The organism is Bacillus sp. IS1, from assembly GCF_032461585.1.
Taxonomy (GTDB): Bacteria; Bacillota; Bacilli; order Bacillales; family Bacillaceae; genus Bacillus; species Bacillus velezensis.
Genome location: NZ_JAWCWR010000007.1, coordinates 63,531 through 83,635, shown reverse-complemented (window position 1 = coordinate 83,635; position 20,105 = coordinate 63,531). Strand labels below are relative to the sequence as shown.

Genomic DNA, 20,105 nt, shown 5'->3' with positions numbered 1-20,105 from the left:
GGATTTTGACTTGCCATCAGGACCCCTCCGTTCTTTCTTAGTTAACATTATTTTACACAAAAACCCTATATATGTACACCCTATTTATCAGCTTACCGGCTGCCTCCGCTGACAAATTTTGATCCTTCGCGTAAATCTTTCGCCTCCAAAAAGAAGACGTGAATGAATTTTTTCATATTCACTTTAACCGGAGAAAGCGGCACGGTTTCCTTAGCCTGCATTTCTTTCATTCTCTTGCTGACAGCGGGGAAATCAAAGAATTTCGAGGCGTAATATTCAAATTTGGGGTTTGAAAAATCAGTTGTGCCCAATGAAGCGAAGTGGTTTAACGAATGAATGACGGCCCTTCTGATCCGCTGTTCCGAGGCCTTGATTTCTCTGTTAACCTCGGCTTGTGCCGCCGCAGGCCCCAGCTTCCGGATGGCGACGTTTGTAAACATCTGCTTTAAAGACGGGATGTTTCTTTCCGCCTGTTCATCCTCAAATAAATAGTGAAGGACAGCCATGAGGTCATGCGCCCCGCTTTCTCCCACGATGCCTAATTCCGATAAAAGAAATTTTCCTGTTTCTTTGATTGATTTCTCGTGCATCCCCCCCGGCCCGCTTTTTTTCGGCTCATTCCGCTGAATAAGACGGCTTAACGAGTGTTGGATATCGCCGATCGAGGTTTCCAGTTCAATCCGCTCTTTTACTTTTCGCAAAACGGTGACGATCTCGATTTTGTTGATCGGTTTGTGGATAAAGTATTCGATGCCGAGAGAATAAGCTTCTCCCACCATTTCCTTTGCCTCCACCTGCGATATCATCACCGCTTTTCCGTTGTACGATCCCTGAAGATGCCGGATCGTCTCAATCCCGTCCCGACCCGGCATCAGCAGATCAATTAATAAAATATCGACTTGTTTAAAATGGAGATAATGCCCTTCAATCTGGCTTCCGTCCTCTGCCTCACCGACGACTTCGCCTAAGTCCTCGTCCTCGATCATCTGTTTTAAAATGGAACGGATCGCCCGGTCATCATCAGCTATAAAAAAACGCATATTATGAGTTCATCCTTTCTGCAATCAAATGCTTCACCGGCAGTTTAATCGTAAATATGACGCCTTTTGGCTTGTTATGAAAGGAAATGTCTCCGTCAAGTTCAGTTACGATTTCCTTCACGTAAGTAAGCCCGATGCCCGTTGAAGGTGTGCCGAATTCATCGTATTTGGACGTAAATCCGGGATCATAAACGACCTCTCCGATTTTTTCCGGAATGCCGGGACCGTCATCTTCCGCCTCAAATTCGGCCATCTCCCCCTCCGCCCTGCGCAGCGCGAGGCGGATCTCACCCCTGTCACCCATGGCTTCGACGGCATTGGCGGTCAGATTATTTAAGATCGACAGGACGGTAAAGACGTGATATTCGGGATGCTCTCCTTCAATCACGCTCCGGAATTGAATGTCCTTGCCTAAAGATTCGGCGTATTTTTCATTGATTCGGATGACGATGCCGACCAGAGCGGCGGCATTCATGTAATCCCGGAATCTCTCATTGGAAATCAGCTTCGACAGGCCGGCGAATATTCGCTGATTGTCTTTTTTCACTTCATGAATTTCTCCCGCAAGGCGCAGCATTCGGCTCCCGAGCTCCCGGTCGTTCCCGCTCATTTCCCGATATAGCTGATAGGATTCTTTCGTCACATGCTCCGTCGTTTTCAGCGTTTTTTTCAAATGAATCGTTTCTTCATATAAGTTAGACACAATCATCAGCATGTGCTCATGCTGCTTTCTCGTTTGTTTTTCCCTGACCTGAGATTCGTGCAGCTTCATCACGTTGAAAAAACTCAGCACAATAAATGTGTGAGAAACAGCGATAACCGCAATATCCGCCAGCTTGTCCGGCATCATAATCTGCCGGCCGCCGGAAAACTGAACCGTCATTTCAACGGCATCGGACGCAATTTCAATGAGAAAACCGAGAAACCCGATCATCAGCGGCCGATCCCAAAAAAGCCTGACCTTCAGCACATAAAACAAGCAGGCATATGTAAAGTAAAAAAAGAAACTGGGATATTGGCTGAAAAAAGCCTCCGTAAAGCCGGCATGCTCTCCTCCCCAGCACGCCAGGCCGATCCGGAATGCCACAACGGCTGCACCTGTCAACAGCCCTGACAATACTGCCGGCACATGTCGAAGCAGCAGCAGAAAAAAGAAAAAAGCCGGGGCGCCGAAGCTGATCCGGTATACCTCATTCAGGGGGTAAAATTTCAGTTCCCCCGCCAGCGGCACGGTGATCAGCATAAGGGCGAAAAGATAGCCGTCTTTTTTCAGTAAATAGTCGAGCCTGATCATAATCACTTCCTTCTTCTGTCTATTTTGAACAAGACCGATACAGTCCGCAAATTTCTTTAGACCCGAATGGCGGGACACTCCGGCTGATTTATAAATCTATCGGCTTATTTTAAGAATGATTTTGTCGTATTTTGTATGATTCTGTAGATGTCATTATACATTAACATGGAACACGCTATTTTTGAAAACGTTTTCCAAGACCGGTTTCCGCTTCGGACAGGCTTGCAATAGAGGAGGAATGTTATGAAAGATATGGTCAGAGAGCGCCTTGAAAAAGAGGAACTGGCTTCACTTTTACAAGATTGGGTCGAGCATTACCGACCGTTTTCCGTCAATGGAAAAAGCGCAAATTATATACCCGCCCTCGGAGAAATCAACGACTCTCAGCTGGGCATTTGCATATTAGAGCCGGATGGCTCAATGATTCATGCCGGTGAATGGAATGTCCCGTTCACATTGCAGAGCATCTCAAAAGTCATCAGCTTTATTGCCGCCTGCATGAACAGAGGCATTTCTTACGTGCTGGATCGTGTGGACGTGGAACCGACGGGTGATGCGTTTAATTCTATCATCCGGCTTGAAATCCATAAACCCGGGAAGCCCTTCAACCCGATGATCAATGCCGGCGCCATTACCGTCGCCTCGCTGCTTCCGGGTGAAACGGCGCATGATAAATTAGAATATCTCTTTTCCGTTTTTGAAAAATTAATAGGAAAACGGCCTCACGTTCACGAGGAGGTCTTCCGTTCTGAATGGCAGACCGCGCATCGGAACCGAGCGCTCGCCTACTATTTAAAAGAAACGAACTTTCTCGAAGCGGATGTGGAAGAAACGCTTGAAGTGTATTTAAAGCAGTGCGCCATGGAGGGTACAACCGAGGACATCGCTTTAATCGGATTGATACTTGCGCATGACGGCTACCATCCGATCCGACGGGAACAGGTCATTCCGAAAGATGTCGCGAAACTCGCCAAAGCCCTGATGCTGACATGCGGGATGTACAATGCGTCAGGCAAATATGCGGCTTTCGTCGGCGTCCCGGCCAAAAGCGGGGTATCCGGCGGCATTATGGCATTGGTTCCCCCAAGCGCCAGAAGAGAACAGCCTTTTCATAACGGCTGCGGCATCGGCATTTACGGTCCGGCCATTGATGAATACGGCAACAGCCTGACCGGCGGCATGCTGCTGAAACATATCGCACAGGAGTGGGAGCTCAGTATTTTTTAATCAAACGAACCAAGAGGTGATTGGATGCAGGAATTCCTTGAAAATGTAATCGGCTCGGCAAATGATTTTTTATGGTCAAAACTGTTAATCGTACTGCTTCTTTCTCTGGGACTGTTTTTTACATTCAGATCAAAGGGTCTGCAAGTCCGCATGCTGAAGGAAATGATCCGGGTTTTGAAGGAAGGCGCGGCCGCCCGGACAAAAAACAGCATTTCCCCGTTTCAGGCATTTTGCATCAGTATGGCGGCGCGTGTCGGAACCGGGAATATTACCGGAATCGCCATTGCGATCGCACTCGGCGGTCCGGGCGCTATTTTCTGGATGTGGATTATCGCAGTCATCGGTTCGGCTTCAAGCTTTGTTGAAAGCACGCTGGCCCAAATTTATAAAGTAAAAGATCAAAACGGATTCCGCGGGGGCCCGGCCTATTACATGGAAAAAGGCCTGAAGAAACGCTGGATGGGCGCGCTGTTCGCCGTATTAATCACACTGTCATTCGGAGTTGTTTTTAATTCCGTTCAATCCAATACGATCAGCGTCGCCTTTCAAAACGCATTCGGCACCAGCCGGCTTACATTGGGCATTATGTTAATCTTGGTTTTCGGCGGCGTAATCTTCGGCGGCGTCAAACGAATTGCGAAAATGGCGGAATACATCGTAGTCGTTTTGGCCGTTTTATATATCGGTGTCGCTTTCTTTGTCATTCTGACGAACATCACCCAATTGCCCGGCGTTCTGTCGCTAATCGTAAAAAATGCGTTCGGCATTGATCAGGCAGCGGGCGGTGCTTTAGGTGCGGCCTTGATGCAAGGTGTAAGACGCGGGATTTTCTCAAATGAAGCGGGTATGGGAAGCGCTCCGAACGCGGCGGCGACAGCTACGACGAGCCACCCGGTGAAACAGGGGCTCATTCAGGCATTCGGCGTCCTGACGGATACGCTCGTCATTTGCACAAGCACGGCGCTTATCATTTTATTTTCAGACGCTTATCAGCAGCCGGGACTGAGCGGCATCGCGCTTTCTCAGGCCGCCTTGAGCGACCATGTCGGCGCGTGGGCGTCAGGTTTCCTTGCCGTTTTAATGCTTTTGTTCGGCTTCAGCGCTCTGATGGGCAACTATTATTACGGAGAAACCAATATCGGATTTTTAAGCCAGAACAAAAAATGGCTGTTCATTTACCGCATCTGCGTGCTCGGAATGGTACTGTTCGGCTGTATTTCCAAAGTCCAGCTTGTGTGGGATATGGCTGACTTGTTCATGGGCTTAATGGTGGTCGTGAACTTAATCGCGATTTTCCTTCTGTCAAAAAAAGCGTTTGCCGCTTTGAGCGATTATGTCCGGCAAAAGAAAGCCGGAAAGGACCCCGTCTTTTACAGAGATGTGCTCCCTGATGATGACGGGATCGAATGCTGGGAGTATTCAGACATCGCGAAAAGTGCGAAAGGCAAACACATTTCCTAAACAAAAGGTGTTCGGGCAGCGTCCTGAACACCTTTTTTCTGCCGGTTCATTGACAAAGAGAAAAGCGTCCATTACCCTTTTTATATATTTTCAGTAAAGTCAGAAAGGAAGGCCTATGAATCCCATTACACAAATATTAAATGAATACCCGGTGATGATCATAGACGGCGCGATGGCAACCGAGCTTGAGCGGATGGGCTGTGATTTACATGACGATCTGTGGTCGGCCAAAATTCTTTTGGAGAGACCAGAACTGATCAAACAGGTGCATGCAGAATATTTTGCCGCCGGCGCTGATTGCGCGATCACCGCCAGTTATCAATCGACAATCGAAGGATTTGCAGCGCGCGGCATCCCGGAAACCGATGCGATACGTCTCATTCAGACATCTGTTGAACTTGCCGCACAAGCACGCGATGAATTTTGGGCGCATGAAGAAAACCGTTTACACCGGCCCAAACCTTTGGTCGCCGCTTCTATCGGACCTTACGGCGCGAGCCTCGCTGACGGCTCAGAATATCGCGGGCATTACGGACTGACGGAGGATGAGCTGATCAGCTTTCACCGCCCCCGGATGAAAGCCCTCTTAGAATCCGGCGCCGATCTTTTGGCCTGCGAGACCATTCCGTGCCTGTCAGAAGCAAAAGCGATCACAAGGCTGCTGGAGGAATTCCCCGGCACTTATGCATGGATCAGCTTCAGCGCCAAAGACGGACGGCATATCAGCGAAGGCACGCCTATTTCCGAATGCGCGGCCCTGCTCGACTCCTGCAGCCAAATCGCAGCGATCGGCATCAACTGCACACCGATTGAACATATTCCGCCGCTGATAGAAGAAATCAAACGGTCAGCATCCAAACCGATTATCGCCTATCCGAACTCCGGCGAACAATATGACCCAGTGACAAAAACCTGGAAAGGCGCAGCGTGCGAAAACCATTTCGGAAAAAGCGCGCAAAGCTGGTACGAAAACGGCGTGAGCCTGATCGGAGGCTGCTGCCGGACGAAACCTGCGGACATTCAGGCCATTGCCGATTGGGCCAAGACCTTAAAAACAACTTGACTAATCGGAATAGTTTGTATATTCTATTCAAAAAGCCGGTTCGCCGGAATCTCGTGCCGTTCGCCGGCATGAGATTTTTTATTAGAACGGCCCTCGCAGAAAGTTGGAAAACAATGAACAACAAGAACGAGACGAATTTTCAGAGAAGTATGAAAAGCAGACACCTCTTTATGCTATCACTCGGAGGTGTGATCGGAACGGGGCTGTTTTTAAGCTCTGGGTATACCATTCATCAGGCGGGTCCGGCGGGCACCATTTTCGCTTACCTTTTGGGCGCGGGCATCGTCTATCTTGTCATGCTTTGCCTTGGTGAACTGTCAGTAGCTATGCCCGTGACGGGCGCATTCCACACCTATGCGAAAACCTATATCGGGCCGGCGGCGGGCTTTACGGTCGCATGGCTGTACTGGCTGACGTGGGCGGTGGCGCTGGGCTCTGAATTCACGGCGGCCGGGCTTTTCATGCAGCGCTGGTTCCCGCATACTTCAGTTTGGATGTGGAGTGCGGTATTCGCTCTTCTCATCTTTTTATTAAACGCCTTCTCCGTGAAATTTTTTGCTGAATCGGAGTTTTGGTTCTCAAGCATTAAAGTCTTATCCATCTTACTGTTTATTTTATTGGGCGGAGCGGCGATGTTCGGCATCATCCCGATGAAAAGCGGTGAGGCCGCACCTATGCTGTCGAACTTTACGGATGGCGGCAGCCTTTTTCCAAATGGCTTTTTCCCGATACTGATGACAATGCTTTCAGTAAACTTCGCTTTTTCAGGGACGGAATTGATCGGAATCGCCGCAGGGGAAAGCGCCGATCCGGAAAAAACCGTTCCGCGCGCCATTAAGACCACAATCTGGCGGCTGGCGCTTTTCTTTATCGGAACGATTTTTGTGCTGTCAGGGATGATCTCCATCAAGGAAGCCGGTGTGATTGAAAGCCCGTTCGTCACGGTATTTGACAGAGTCGGCGTGCCTTATGCGGCCGATCTGATGAATTTCGTCATTTTAACAGCGCTTCTGTCTGCGGCCAATTCAGGGCTGTACGCGTCATCACGTATGCTGTGGTCCCTGTCTAAAGAAGGGGAGCTTCATCCCGCCTTTGCCAGACTGACTTCTAGAGGCATTCCTTTTAACGCTCTGATCTTCAGTATGATCGGCGGCATTCTGTCGTTGTTGTCAAGCGTGGTTGCAGCGGATACAGTCTATCTTGTTCTCGTCTCCGTCTCAGGATTTGCGGTAGTGGCTGTGTGGATGAGCATCGCCGCATCGCAATTTTTGTTCCGAAGACGGTTTCTTACAGAAGGGCACCAGCTTTCAGACTTGAAATACAGGACGCCGGGATATCCGGCCGTACCGATAGCGGCCTTTCTGCTGTGCCTCGCCTCCTGTATCGGCATCGCTTTTGATCCGAACCAGGCCATCGCCCTTTATTGCGGAATTGCATTTATGGCCGTTTGCTACAGCGCTTATTACTTGAAAAACCGGAAAAGCAGAGCCCGCGTGCAAGCCGTAAAATCCCAATAACCTAAAAAAGAACCCTGCAGCGCAAGGGTTCTTTTTTCATTTATACTTCAACCACCCATCTGAACGAATCCCGCACCTTCCCGACTTGGATGCCGGCAATCGTTTCATAGAGCCTTTCTGACACTTCACCGATCAAACCGTTATTCAGCTCAATCGTTTCTCCGTGAATGTGCAGCGCGCCGACCGGCGAGATGACGGCCGCGGTTCCCGTACCGAATACCTCTGACACCTCGCCTCTCATCGCAGCCTCATAGATGTCATCAATGGCGACCTGTTCTTCCCTGACACGGATGCCCCAGCTTTTTAACAGCTCTATCACAGATGCGCGTGTGATGCCCCCGAGAATGCTTCCGTTTAATGACGGCGTTACGGCCTCTCCGTTTATGATGAAAAAGATATTCATACTCCCTACCTCTTCGGCATATTTCTTTTCCACCCCGTCGAGCCAAAGCACCTGATCATACCCCAGTTCTTCGGCTTTCCGCTGAGCCTGTAAGCTGGCCGCATAATTTCCGGACGTTTTGACGTCGCCCACTCCGCCGGTGACGGCACGCACATACTCATCCTCCACATAAATACGGATCGGTTTCAGCTGATCGCCGTAGTACGAACCGACAGGCGTCAGAACAACCATGAACTTGTAACGCTTTGAAGGCCGGACGCCTAAAGAAGGCTCAGTCGCAATCACAAACGGACGGATATATAAAGAGGTTCCTTTTTCTATCGGTATCCATTCCTGCTCCAGCTCCACCAATTGTATCAATGCTTCCAGCGCCAGCTTCTCGTCAAGAGGCGGCATGCTCATCCGCCGTAACGATTTATTCAGCCGTTTTATATTTTGGTCAGGACGGAACATCAACACCCGGCCGTCTTCTGACCTGTAAGCCTTCAGCCCTTCAAATACGGCCTGCCCGTAATGGAAAACCGATGCGGAAGGATCCAGATGGACCGGTTCATAAGGTGTGATTCTCGGATCATGCCACCCTCTCTCCTCTTCGTAATCCATGACAAACATGTAATCTGTGAAGTACTTGCCAAATCCCAATGAAGCGGAATCCGGTTTTTCTTTTCTTGCTGTGACCTTACGTCTTTCAATCAGTTGATTCAACAAAAGCACACCTTTCTTGTAATTGTTTAAATTTTCAGTCTTTTATAAGCTGCCTGTTTTCTCTGTCCGAATCTTGTATGCACAGATATATGAGAATGCAGTTGACCGTATCATATCAAATATACCACTTATAAGAGGATAATTATCACAATTTTTTATATTTTCAAGCGAAAATCTAACTTTATTTTATTCTCCTTCATTTTTTCCAATGAGGACTTTCTGTCATATTAAATGATTGCGCTTACATAATGTAAAGCAATCCTTTCTTTCGCACAGTCAATAATGTGACAAATTTATGGCGGATAGGAAGGTGGTTGCCGCCTGCTTCACGAATTACGTATGAAATGCGCAAGTAAAAGGGGGATTCGCTTGAAAAAATTTATCGCATTCCAGATTTTGATCGCTTTAGCCATCGGAGCATTGATCGGCCATTTCTTCCCGGATTTCGGGATGGCGCTGCGGCCCGTCGGAGACGGATTTATCCGCCTGATTAAAATGATTGTCGTGCCGATCGTGTTTTCAACCATTGTCATCGGAGCCGCCGGCAGCGGCAGTATGAAAAAAATGGGCAGTCTCGGCATCAAAACGATTATTTGGTTCGAAGTGATTACGACGCTTGTTCTGGCGCTCGGTCTGTTATTGGCGAACGTGCTGAAGCCGGGAGTCGGCCTTAACCTCTCTCATCTTGCTAAAAAAGATATTCACGAGCTTTCCGGCTATACGGAAAAAGTAGTCGACCTGAAACAAATGCTTCTTGATATTATCCCCGTTAACATCATTGACGTCATGGCGAAAAACGATCTTCTCGCCGTCATTTTTTTCGCGATTTTATTCGGTGTTGCCGCAGCCGGCATCGGCAAAGCCTCCGCACCTGTCATGAGTTTCTTCGAATCCACGGCAAATATTATGTTCAAACTCACGCAGATGGTGATGGTCACCGCTCCGATCGGCGTTCTCGCCCTGATGGCCGCCTCCGTCGGGCAATTCGGAATCGCGCTTTTGCTTCCGATGCTGAAGCTGATCGGCACTGTGTTCCTCGGGCTGTTCCTGATACTCTTCGTTCTGTTTCCGATCGTGGGGCTTATCTTTAAAATCAAGTACTTTGAAGTGCTGAAAATGATTTGGGATCTGTTTTTGATCGCTTTCTCCACGACAAGCACAGAAACCATTCTGCCTCAGCTGATGGATCGGATGGAGAAATACGGCTGTCCGAAGCGGGTCGTCTCCTTTGTGGTTCCGTCAGGTTTATCGCTGAACTGTGACGGCTCAAGCCTCTATTTATCGGTGTCCTGTATTTTCCTGGCGCAGGCGTTTCATGTGGAGATGCCGCTTTCTCAGCAGCTTCTGATGATGCTTGTCCTCGTGATGACAAGCAAAGGCATTGCCGCCGTCCCGTCAGGATCACTCGTCGTGCTTCTGGCGACAGCGAATGCCGTCGGTCTCCCCGCGGAAGGTGTCGCCATCATTGCCGGTGTCGACCGCGTCATGGACATGGCGCGGACCGGCGTCAACGTGCCCGGCCATGCGGTCGCCTGCATCGTCGTGTCCAAGTGGGAAAAAGCATTCAAATATAAAGGACCCGTCACGGCAGACCAGACCGCCCGGACAGAAAGTATGTAAACACAAAAAAGACCACCTCATTGGTGGTCTTTTCTATTAATCAATCGCCGCATGATCCTCTTTTTCAATCAAAGCAAGGCGTTCATTGATTTCTTCCTGAGTCATTTCGTGCTCTTTCACATACATGTTGCGTTCGTTCGTACGGCATTCGTGACTGCAGCTGCGCATGTATTTGTATTCATTCTCAGGTGTGCAGATCATTTTTTTATTACATGCCGGATTTGCGCAGTTCACATAACGCTCGCACGGCTCGCCCGTGAAATAATCTTTTCCGATGATAACGTGCTCTACGCGGTTGACCGGTACGCTGATTCTTTCGTCAAACACGTAGCACTGTCCGTCCCACAGTTGCCCTTGCACTTCAGGATCTTTACCGTAAGTGACGATACCGCCGTCAAGCTGGGACACGTCTTCAAAGCCCTTTTTCAGCAGCCAGCCGGAAAATTTTTCACAGCGTACGCCGCCTGTGCAGTACGTGAGGATTTTTTTGCCTTCAAGCATGTCTTTGTGCTCTTCAATCCAGTCCGGCAGCTCACGGAACGCCTCAATATCAGGTCTGACCGCTCCGCGGAAATGACCGAGATCATACTCATAGTCGTTTCTGGCGTCGATCACGATCGTGTCAGGGTCCTGCATTTGCTCATAAAAGTCTTTCGGTTTCAAATGCTTGCCCGTCGTGACATTCGGATCAACATCATCTTCGAGACGAAGCGTCACCAATTCTTTTTTATGGCGCACAAACATTTTGCGGAATGCATGTCCGTCAGCCTCGTCAATTTTGATCGGCATGTCGGCAAAGCGCGGATCAGCTTTCAGCGCATTCATGTATTGTTCCGTCTGTTCAACCGTTCCGGACACCGTACCGTTAATGCCTTCCTCAGAAATCAAAATACGGCCTAACAGACCGAGCTCCTTACAAAACTTCAAATGCTGAGCCGTGAACTCCTCAGGCTCATCAATCTTTACATATTTATAATAAAGTAAAACTCTATATTGTTTTTCCATGATTTATACACCCTGTTCAATTATATTAATGATCGCACACTCTACTATATCATACAGGAAAACGGGCGAAAGATGAACATTTCCGTCCGTACTCTTTCTTCCAGTCACGCTTCGCCTTTTAAAACCTGCTGAAAATAAAACCGATACGTATTGCGCAAAAAGGTATCAAGCGAAAGGCCGGCCGCGGTCTGATACTTGCCGATAATAAACGGAAAACGTTCACGGCCTTTTGTCCGCAGAAGATCGGCGCTGTCTTCAGCCAGTTCTGAGATGAGCGCCTCAATGACAGGCCGGCATGCGTCCCGCACGGCTTCAAGAATTTGCTGATCGCCTGTATGCCGGTACTGTTCTATCAGCTTTGCCAAATCCTTTTCTTCCATAATGTTCACTTCCTTACACCATATAAAAAAGAGGAGCAGCTTTTATAAAGCGGACGCCTCCTCCTGTGACTCCGCATAACCGATGATCTGGCCGACCTGTAATTCACGGCCTTCAGTCAGGTTATCCGAAGGGGTAAACATATCTTTCTCGAATACTAAAATAACGGTCGATCCAAATGAAAAATAGCCCAGCTCTTCCCCCGTCTCAAGCCTGGTTCCGGTGTTTGTCTGAACGATCGAGTTAATATTCATCGCACCTACCGGAATCATGAGCATCTGCTGATCAGCACGGGTCAGCTCGTACACATAACGGTAATTTTTTGAGAGCACATCTTTCCCGTACTTTAACCCCATCGTATTAACGGGATAGGAGCGTTTCCCCAGCTCGGCCAGCTTCTGATACGTGCAGCTGACGGGAGAATGGAAGCGGTGGTAATGTCTCGGGCTCAGGTAAAGCACGGCAAAACACCCGCCGTTATATTTGTGATCGGCGCTTTTAAACCCCGTCAGTTCGGCGAACGAATAATCCTTCCCTTTCACCATGAAAGTTTGATTGGGTTTAATCATGCCCACCGTCTGAACGACGCCGTCCACCGGGCTGACGATGGCGTTCTTCTCTTTTGCCACGGGGCGGAGATTCAAATTAATATCCCGAATAAAAAATGACGCCAGTGAATCAAAGTCAGAAGCCGTGCGTTCCGTTTCATTCCAGTTGATGCGATAGTGTTTGGAAAACAGCGGAATCACCGGCTTGCTCAGTTTCGATTCACAGAAGTTTTTAATGAGATAAGACGTCAATCGATTATTAGTCAGTTCAATCAATGAACGGTAAAGAACTTTAGCGGCAGTATTAAACATTGATTACTCCTATGAATTTTCCTATAGTAATAAAAATAAAACACCATAAAAACGCTCCGATGGCGGCGAAGCATAAGTAGGTTTTGAATTCCATTCTGCCGATTCCGGAAAAGTAGCAGGTCACGTGTCTGATGCCGGGGATGAAATAACCTAAAATAATGGTGTACGGCCCGTACTTCTTCATCCACCTGTCTACTTTCTCCATCCTCTTTTCCTTCAGGCCGACCCATTTTCCGAACTTATTAATAAACGGCCGGCCGGCTTTTCTGCCGATGAAGTAGCTGATAATCATCCCAAGGAGCGCTCCGATAAAGCTGATCAGAATGGAGAGCCCGTAATTCAGCACGTTTAAATGAGCGAAGTAGCCCACAAGCGTCATCATGACTTCATCCGGAATAGGCAATCCGATAATACCGAGTGTCAGCATAAGAAAAATTGCGATATATCCGTAATCAGATATTAATTGCTGAACTAATTCCATCTTCTGCTCTCCAGGTTTTCAGGCGCCTGTTTTTTAAAGTGCGGAAATTTAATGTTGCTGACCATTAAATAACCGAGCGCGATCGTTCCCGCCCCCAGAAGAAAAGCGTTATTGATAAAGCTCAAAATGACAAGACACATACCCGCAAACGGAATCGGCATCCCGATAAACGTCGGCAGCTTGCTTTGTTCAATATTAAATCTGGAAAGACGGATCATCCCGCAGATGCTGTAGGAAAGCGCGATTAAAATTCCGATGAACGGAATCGTATATAGTGAAACACTGTAAGCGAGCATGGACGGCGCTACGCCGAACGTCACGAGATCAGCAAAGGAGTCAAGCTCTCTTCCCATCTCCGATACCGCGTTCAGCTTACGGGCGGCCAAACCGTCAAAGAAATCAAGAAACATCCCGGTGAAAATAAAGATCACCGCAGAGTGTATATTATGATACAAAAGGGAATGAATCGATAAGAGCCCGCAAATAAAATTTCCAATTGTAATCATACTAGGTATATAATTCACAGTTTACACAAACCTCCAATTAAAACCATATCAAATCGGACTGCGTATGCATAAAGACTCCATTTTACGGAAACATAAAATGGAATTCTTTCAATGCTATCATTCAAATTCTTTTATTATACAGCATTTGGTGTTATTTGAACAATCTAATCTGGTGATTTTTGTTTTTTCGCCGTTCATATTAAGGTAAGCAATCATGGTTTCCTCTATTCCGGATTACCCTGCTTAAATATTCCATGCCGCGATCCGGATTGTCCGTTCTTGATGAATGAAAAGCCGTATGATGTATTGTTATTTCCTTCTCAGTGAAATGAGAACATTACATATAACGATTGCGGACATAAAAAGTTTCAAGAGTTGAAAAGTCTGACTGATACAAAGCGGCCCATACATTATCTCACAACCCCGTTTTCCAGTATATAGTCTGTCCAAACAAAAAAGGCGCCTTACCATTACGGTAAAAACGCCTTTTAAGATCATTTTATGTAATTGATAAATGACTGAGTGCTTCGGCCGCTCTTTCTCTGGCCTCTTCAACGGTCTCAGCTGCAGAAAGCGCAACCGCCATACGGCGTCCAACTTTCGTGACGGGTTTACCGAATACGCGGACCTGAGTGCTTTTTACCGCCAAAGCCTTCTCCAAACCTTCAACCGCATAATCAGCAAGCTCTTTTGGCGCCTTCAGCGGACGGCTTGCCCCCGGCGACAGCTGAGTGATTTCCGGAATCGGGAATCCCAATACCGCGCGGACATGCAGCGCAAACTCCGACAAATTTTGCGTTACAAGCGTAACGAGTCCCGTATCGTGCGGACGGGGAGACACCTCGCTGAAATATACTTTATCTTCAGTAAGGAAAAGCTCCACCCCGAACAAACCGTATCCGCCGAGCTCGTCCGTAATGCTTTTCGCAATGTGTTTCGCCTCTTCAATCTGCTGTTCCGTCATATGATGAGGCTGCCATGATTCAATATAGTCACCGTCTTTTTGTTCATGTCCGATCGGCGCGCAAAAGGACGTACCGTTCGCCGCGCGCACTGTCAGAAGAGTGATTTCTGATTCAAACGGAATGAATTCCTCAACGATGACCCGGCCGTTTTTCACCCGGCCGCCTTCCATCGCCATGTCCCAGCAGCTTTTCAGCCCGGAAGCCGAGCGGCACACGCTTTGCCCTTTTCCGGAAGAGCTCATCAGCGGTTTTACCACGCACGGAAAGCCGATTGTTTCCGCCGCTTCTTTAAATTCTTCATATGTATTCGCGAATTCATAGCCGGCAGTCGGAAGATGAAGCGTCTCTGCCGCAAGCCGTCTGATGCCTTCACGGTCCATCGTCAGCTTTGCCGCACGCGCATTCGGAATGACGTGAAAACCTTCTTCCTCAAGCTTCAGCAGCTCATCCGTCGCAATGGCTTCCACTTCCGGCACGATCAAGTCCGGTTTTTCTTTCTCAATGACTTCTCTGACCTGCGCTTTATCAAGCATATCAATCACATAGCTTTTGTGCGCGGCCTGCATGGCGGGAGCATGCTCATAGCTGTCAACGGCTACAGTGACAACCCCGAGCCGCTGCGCTTCAATGACGACTTCTTTCCCCAGCTCGCCTGATCCTAATAACAACATCTTCTTCGCCTGATACATGTCCTTTGGCCCCTCCCTTTCTATACCCCACTCATTATAACGGAAATATTCAAAAAATAAAGACAAGATAGATAACAAACTCTATCCTGTCTTTTGTTCTGATTCGAGCGATTCAATCGCCGTTGACACGTCCTTCTCGCGATATTGCCCCATTAAGCATAACGATTCTTCCGCCCGGCAGGCGTGAGAAGCGATGCGGCGCTTGGCTTCCTCATGGTTGTCAAGGATGCCGAGATCACAGAGGCTGACGGGGAAACCGAGCCGGCGGTAAAACGGAAGCAGCTCTTCAATCTCAGGTCTCCGATTCTCAAGCGCGAGCTGCACCAATATGCCGTAAGCAACCTTCTGGCCATGCAGCACCTGATGTGTCTCTTGAAGAAAACTGAGTCCGTTGTGGACCGCATGCGCCCCTGCCATCCTGCACAAACGGCCGCCATACCCGCCGACCGTTCCCGCAAGCATAATGATCGTTTCCGCCGTATGGATGAACGGCACGGACAGCTCGCCTTTCTCCATGCTTCCGACGGCCGTTTCACTGTAACGCAATAACAGATTACGGATATATTCCGCCTGTCTCAGCCCCGCCTGCGCCATCAGCGGCGCCGCCTCCTCCGTATTTCTGATGACCGCCTCAGCCTCATACCATTTCGCCAGCGTATCACCGATCCCGCTTTTCATATATTCAATGGGAGAGGAAAGCAAAAACAGCGGATCAACAAGCGTCAAATAGCTTGAACGCTTATGATAATCCACTCTGATAAAATTGCCGCTCTCATCATATATGACACTCAACGGCGTACTTGCCGCACACGTCCCCGCAATGGAAGGAACCATCACAGCCTCTATATCAAGCCGGTCTGCCGCCGCTTTTGCCAAATCCAAAATCGTGCCGCCTCCGATACCGATGATCACATCCGCGTCTTCCGCCTGCTCACAGACCTTACGCACCGCCTCAGGTGAACAGTATCCTTTATGCTGAATCACATCCCAGGAAGAACCGCCGCTGTAATCGGAGAACGCCTGATAGGATTTGATTCCGGTCACAATAACGGGTTTTCTGAATGTCTCCAGCAGCCCCGGAAGCTCTTTTGCGATTCCTTCCTTGCATATGTACTGATTCGGGCCGCTTCGGACGATATCTTCAGGCTTCATTCGAATCTCTCCTTTGGCTGGAATTTATATATATTTTCCCACTTGTCAGAAAATACATCAACCGGAGGTGCTCAGCGCTTCGCTTCTTCCGCCTCCAAAAACAGCTCATCAAGCCGTTCCAAAGCCTCTGCCTTTTCAAAACTGCTGAACCACAGATCATCATAGGAATCAAGGATGCGGTAATGGTGGGAAATCAAATGCTGCTGCAAGCGGAACTCGCCTTTTTTCTCGATGGCTTTCCACCACACCTTGCCGCCCATCGTCTTCCCCTTCGGCCTGTCAATTGTGCGGTGAGCAACCGTTTCAATGACCTCCAGCGGATCATCTCCTAATACGGATTGCAGTGTTTCACTTGATCTGAAAAGCGCGCAAACCGCCACAACGTGCGGCCATTCCGCAAGCGCCCGCCCTTTCTCAATCTGCACCAGCGACTTTTTAGAAAGGCCGATCACATCCGCCATTTTCTCCTGTGTGTAGCCTCTCTCCGACCGGATTTTCTTCAGCTGGACTGAGACAAGCTCAGTCATATAATCTTGATCCATCTCAACCTCCATATTTATCAATATAGCCATTTTACACCGCGGCACGCCTTTTTTATATCAGAACATTTTCAAACGAATCAAAAGAATCGGTAAAAAAGTACCCTTTTCCCCTTTTTCTCAATTTACGAACAGAAATTGGCATTTTCATGGTAAAATACGGTCGGAGAAAATCAGGCGAAAGGACACTGTATATGAAATTACTCGAAACCAATACTCTCATTCAATCAGCAAACAGCCGTCTGAAAGCTTATCAAAAAACGAAAGATGACATGATTGCTTTAAAACAGCAGTTTCACGGCATTGCAAATACGGACGCCATGTCAGGAAAAGGCGCGGACGCCATTAAAGCCTTCTATTCTGAACAGGCCGCCGGAGCAGAGCTTTGGCTTGATCTCTGCGACATGAAAATTACTTTTTTCAAAAGCATCCCAAGAGAAATAGAACAGGCGGGCTTCGGCCGGCATGACTTGCTGGAAGAATCGTTTCTTGATAGTGAGCTTAAGCATGCCGGGCAAAGAGCTTACCATATCATTGATGGCCAGCATGATGAGATCAGCCGAATTTTAGGATCAATTGACGACATTTTGTCCTTATCACCGTTTGACAAATCTTCGGTTACCGGCAAACTTGATGCCTCCGATCACAAAAAACGGCAAACAGCAGAACACTTACATAAACTCGACGCAAAACTGGTACACGAGTACGCTCAATCTGAAGCGCTTGAACACGAAGTTGAAGCCTTCTTCCGGACGCTGGCCAACTTAACAAGTAAAGCAGGCGGTCCGCAATCTTTTAACGCCAAAGCATTTCACGATACTGACGTATATAAAAGAAAAGACAGCATGCAAAAACAAGCCCATCAATACATCAAAATGAAACAGCAGGAAGAAACCGCCTTTTTACAGAAAAAACTGGACCGCATTTCTGACCCGGATGAATATATAAACATTGCAGAAAAACTCGGGGCTGACAACATGAGCGCCGAACAATTACAATATTACTCAAGCCTCGTCCAGCTAAAAGCCATGCGCCAAGCCGGACAAATGCTCGTCGACGGGGCAAAAGGCATTACGCTTGGGATATGGGATGCAGGAAAAGACACCGTCATTGGCGCTTACGATTTCGCAATCTGGCTGCAAAGAGCACAAGGACACGCAGGAACAATAGAACAGGCCAAAGCCGGACAAGAACTCATCGGCGCCATTTACAATGCACCGGAAACATTCGATTATATGGTTCAATCCTTCAAAACTTCATGGAATGAAAACATCATTCACGGTGACACCTACAGCCGCACCCACTATATCGCTTACGCTGCTGTCTCCCTCTTAGGAGCAAAAGGCGCCGGAGAAGTCACCGGAGTGACAAGGGCCGGGAGATTTGTGACGAAGGAAGCGAAGACCTTTATTGCGGATCAGAAAAAAGTAGCAGCTGGAATTTACACAAAAGGAAAAAGCTCGATTTCTCAACCCTGGAAGCCTGCGCTTGCCGGAATTGGAGAATCACCTTCTCCGGCGGGGAAAGCAATTGATGTGAAGCAGGAGACCTTATTAAATTTTAACGGGTCCTTCAGGGACAAAAGGGATCTGGATATAAGTGAAACAAGTCCTCGAAAAATAGATAATCTAGAACAGGCACATATTTGGGGAGAAAAACATTATGACAAATGGATAAATTCTCTTACTGCGGAAGAAAAACAAGCTCTAATTGATTATACCGGAGACTATTATGAAGATATCAATGCGTATTTGCGCGGCGTTAATAGCTCATTAAATGGAATTAATCCTACAAAAATTACTGATATTCATAGTGCGCTGGAAAAGGCAAAAATCCCCGAAGACATTGTTGTTTATCGCGGTACAGACTTAATTGCTTTAAGAAAGATCCTGCCTAGAGACGAAGTGCTGACAGAAGGGCTCATAAATAATTTAGTTGGGCAGAGAATAAAAGACGATGCTTTCACGAGCACTGCCCTCCTTAAGGAATCAGCTTTTGATTATAAGAAAGTTTCCTATTCCATCAATGTTCCTAAAGGAACTAACGGAGCCTATATTGCGAAAGTAAGCCACTTTCCAGAAGAGGCAGAGATTCTTTTAAACTCCGGACATGAGATGATTATTAGAGATGCTAAACTCGATGCAGATGAAAAAATACATTTAGTATTAGATTTAATTAAAAAGTAGGTGCAAACCAATGAGAAGAAAAATGAAAGACAGATGGAACGACGATGACCGTATTTACCTAGGCTTATCTATAAAAGAGAAACTTTTCCCAACGATATTGGGAGGTATTGTCGGGGATGCACTGGGTGTACCCGTGGAATTCAAGGACAGGAATTTAGAAGTAAACGGCATGACCGGATACGGTACTTACAATCAGCCCCCGGGGACGTGGTCAGATGATTCATCATTGACATTATGCTTGATAGAAAATTTAATTGAGGAAAATGGCGAAATTGAATTGATGGAAAAATTCACCTCATACCGGGAAGATGGTTATTGGACACCGCACGGCCATATGTTTGATATCGGTCGAACAACTGATGAAGCCATTGAGCGCTTTTTAAAAGAGAAAAACGTTCGTCAATGCGGCGGAATCACTGAGTTTGATAACGGCAACGGCGCGTTAATGCGCATTTCTCCTTTAGTTTTTATCTTATGCAATGAAAAAGACTTCACGACAAGAAAAAGGGAAATTGAACGGTGGGCGGAATTAACACATGCGCATCCAAGATCTACACTAGCCTGTATTGTTTATATACAATTTCTCATCCATTTATTTAATAATAATACTCCAGCTCGGGCTTTTGAACGAGCAACAGAAACCTGCAGGTCAGAACTATCCAAGGATATAAAATATAGAGATGAATTGGTACATTACAGACGCGTGTTTGATCAATCTATTTTAGATGCGAAAAAAGAAGATATTATCTCTGACGGCTATGTTGTGCATTCTCTTGAGGCTGCATTGTGGTGTTTCTTTAAACATACAAACTATAGGGATGCTGTCTTAGAAGCAGTTAACCTGGGAGGAGATACAGATACTATCGCTTTTCTTACAGGTACGTTAGCCGGCATGTGCTATGAGATCAATAGTATTCCAGAAGAGTGGATTAATACACTGACAAGAAAACAAGATATTTTAGACCTATGTGAAAGATTTTTTCAATATTGTTATAAGAGAGCGGCTCAATAGAT

18 protein-coding genes are annotated in these 20,105 nt (G+C 47.5%); 7 read left to right on the top strand and 11 right to left on the bottom strand.

Annotated features, from left to right (window positions below; genetic code table 11):
• Positions 1-92: 92 nt before the first annotated feature.
• Together glnL and glnK are read right to left on the bottom strand one after the other, a co-directional pair.
• Positions 93-1,040 (bottom strand): glutamine utilization two-component system response regulator GlnL, encoded by a 948-nt coding sequence (gene glnL / locus RUW00_RS19645; protein WP_007409014.1) that lies wholly within the window; start codon positions 1,038-1,040, stop codon positions 93-95.
• Position 1,041: 1 nt separating this feature from the next.
• The gene (glnK, locus tag RUW00_RS19640) at positions 1,042-2,334 is read right to left on the bottom strand and encodes a two-component system sensor histidine kinase GlnK (RefSeq protein WP_061861805.1); all 1,293 of its coding nucleotides are present in this window, start codon (positions 2,332-2,334) and stop codon (positions 1,042-1,044) included.
• Positions 2,335-2,577: 243 nt separating this feature from the next.
• Between glnK and RUW00_RS19635 the strand changes: the two genes are divergently transcribed.
• The 4 genes from RUW00_RS19635 to RUW00_RS19620 all read left to right on the top strand — a co-directional run bounded on the left by RUW00_RS19635 (position 2,578) and on the right by RUW00_RS19620 (position 7,602).
• Positions 2,578-3,561 (top strand): glutaminase, encoded by a 984-nt coding sequence (locus RUW00_RS19635; protein ID WP_014416818.1) that lies wholly within the window; start codon positions 2,578-2,580, stop codon positions 3,559-3,561.
• A 24-nt stretch (positions 3,562-3,585) separates the two neighbouring features.
• Entirely contained in the window at positions 3,586-5,022 is a 1,437-nt protein-coding gene (locus tag RUW00_RS19630; RefSeq protein WP_053285449.1) for an alanine/glycine:cation symporter family protein, read from the top strand.
• 115 nt (positions 5,023-5,137) lie between these two features.
• The gene (gene mmuM / locus RUW00_RS19625) at positions 5,138-6,085 is read left to right on the top strand and encodes a homocysteine S-methyltransferase (RefSeq protein ID WP_280144826.1); all 948 of its coding nucleotides are present in this window, start codon (positions 5,138-5,140) and stop codon (positions 6,083-6,085) included.
• A 113-nt stretch (positions 6,086-6,198) separates the two neighbouring features.
• The gene (locus RUW00_RS19620) at positions 6,199-7,602 is read left to right on the top strand and encodes an amino acid permease (protein WP_315956748.1); all 1,404 of its coding nucleotides are present in this window, start codon (positions 6,199-6,201) and stop codon (positions 7,600-7,602) included.
• Positions 7,603-7,642: 40 nt separating this feature from the next.
• Here the strand turns inward: RUW00_RS19620 and RUW00_RS19615 are convergent, their stop codons facing one another.
• Positions 7,643-8,710: a branched-chain amino acid aminotransferase gene (locus RUW00_RS19615; protein WP_029973949.1), complete on the bottom strand. Its 1,068-nt coding sequence runs from the start codon at positions 8,708-8,710 to the stop codon at positions 7,643-7,645.
• Positions 8,711-9,079: 369 nt separating this feature from the next.
• Here RUW00_RS19615 and gltP point away from each other — a divergent pair, with 369 nt between their 5' ends.
• Positions 9,080-10,330: a glutamate-aspartate/proton symporter GltP gene (gene gltP, locus RUW00_RS19610; RefSeq protein ID WP_007409006.1), complete on the top strand. Its 1,251-nt coding sequence runs from the start codon at positions 9,080-9,082 to the stop codon at positions 10,328-10,330.
• A gap of 36 nt (positions 10,331-10,366) precedes the next feature.
• Here gltP and trhO read toward each other — a convergent pair whose 3' ends face one another.
• From trhO to RUW00_RS19570, 8 genes are all read right to left on the bottom strand, one after another.
• Positions 10,367-11,335: an oxygen-dependent tRNA uridine(34) hydroxylase TrhO gene (gene trhO, locus RUW00_RS19605; protein ID WP_014416813.1), complete on the bottom strand. Its 969-nt coding sequence runs from the start codon at positions 11,333-11,335 to the stop codon at positions 10,367-10,369.
• A 104-nt stretch (positions 11,336-11,439) separates the two neighbouring features.
• Positions 11,440-11,715 (bottom strand): hypothetical protein, encoded by a 276-nt coding sequence (locus RUW00_RS19600; protein WP_315956746.1) that lies wholly within the window; start codon positions 11,713-11,715, stop codon positions 11,440-11,442.
• 42 nt (positions 11,716-11,757) lie between these two features.
• Positions 11,758-12,573 (bottom strand): phosphatidylserine decarboxylase, encoded by an 816-nt coding sequence (locus RUW00_RS19595; protein ID WP_315956744.1) that lies wholly within the window; start codon positions 12,571-12,573, stop codon positions 11,758-11,760.
• Positions 12,566-13,054: a DedA family protein gene (locus tag RUW00_RS19590; RefSeq protein ID WP_003156711.1), complete on the bottom strand. Its 489-nt coding sequence runs from the start codon at positions 13,052-13,054 to the stop codon at positions 12,566-12,568. The genes RUW00_RS19595 and RUW00_RS19590 overlap by 8 nt, the downstream gene beginning before the upstream one ends.
• Entirely contained in the window at positions 13,045-13,578 is a 534-nt protein-coding gene (pssA, locus tag RUW00_RS19585; RefSeq protein WP_007409002.1) for a CDP-diacylglycerol--serine O-phosphatidyltransferase, read from the bottom strand. The genes RUW00_RS19590 and pssA overlap by 10 nt, the downstream gene beginning before the upstream one ends.
• Positions 13,579-14,059: 481 nt before the next feature.
• The gene (gene purT / locus RUW00_RS19580; protein ID WP_003156713.1) at positions 14,060-15,214 is read right to left on the bottom strand and encodes a phosphoribosylglycinamide formyltransferase 2; all 1,155 of its coding nucleotides are present in this window, start codon (positions 15,212-15,214) and stop codon (positions 14,060-14,062) included.
• Positions 15,215-15,295: 81 nt separating this feature from the next.
• A complete protein-coding gene (locus RUW00_RS19575; RefSeq protein WP_095273286.1) occupies positions 15,296-16,366 on the bottom strand; it encodes an iron-containing alcohol dehydrogenase family protein in 1,071 nt (356 codons plus the stop codon).
• Positions 16,367-16,437: 71 nt separating this feature from the next.
• Complete coding sequence (locus tag RUW00_RS19570; protein WP_003156718.1) at positions 16,438-16,908, bottom strand: helix-turn-helix transcriptional regulator; 471 nt, start codon at positions 16,906-16,908, stop codon at positions 16,438-16,440.
• Positions 16,909-17,099: 191 nt separating this feature from the next.
• Here RUW00_RS19570 and RUW00_RS19565 point away from each other — a divergent pair, with 191 nt between their 5' ends.
• Both RUW00_RS19565 and RUW00_RS19560 read left to right on the top strand, forming a co-directional pair.
• Positions 17,100-19,091 (top strand): ADP-ribosyltransferase, encoded by a 1,992-nt coding sequence (locus RUW00_RS19565; RefSeq protein ID WP_255247568.1) that lies wholly within the window; start codon positions 17,100-17,102, stop codon positions 19,089-19,091.
• A 10-nt stretch (positions 19,092-19,101) separates the two neighbouring features.
• Positions 19,102-20,103: an ADP-ribosylglycohydrolase family protein gene (locus RUW00_RS19560; protein WP_095273288.1), complete on the top strand. Its 1,002-nt coding sequence runs from the start codon at positions 19,102-19,104 to the stop codon at positions 20,101-20,103.
• The last annotated feature ends 2 nt before the right edge of the window (positions 20,104-20,105 follow it).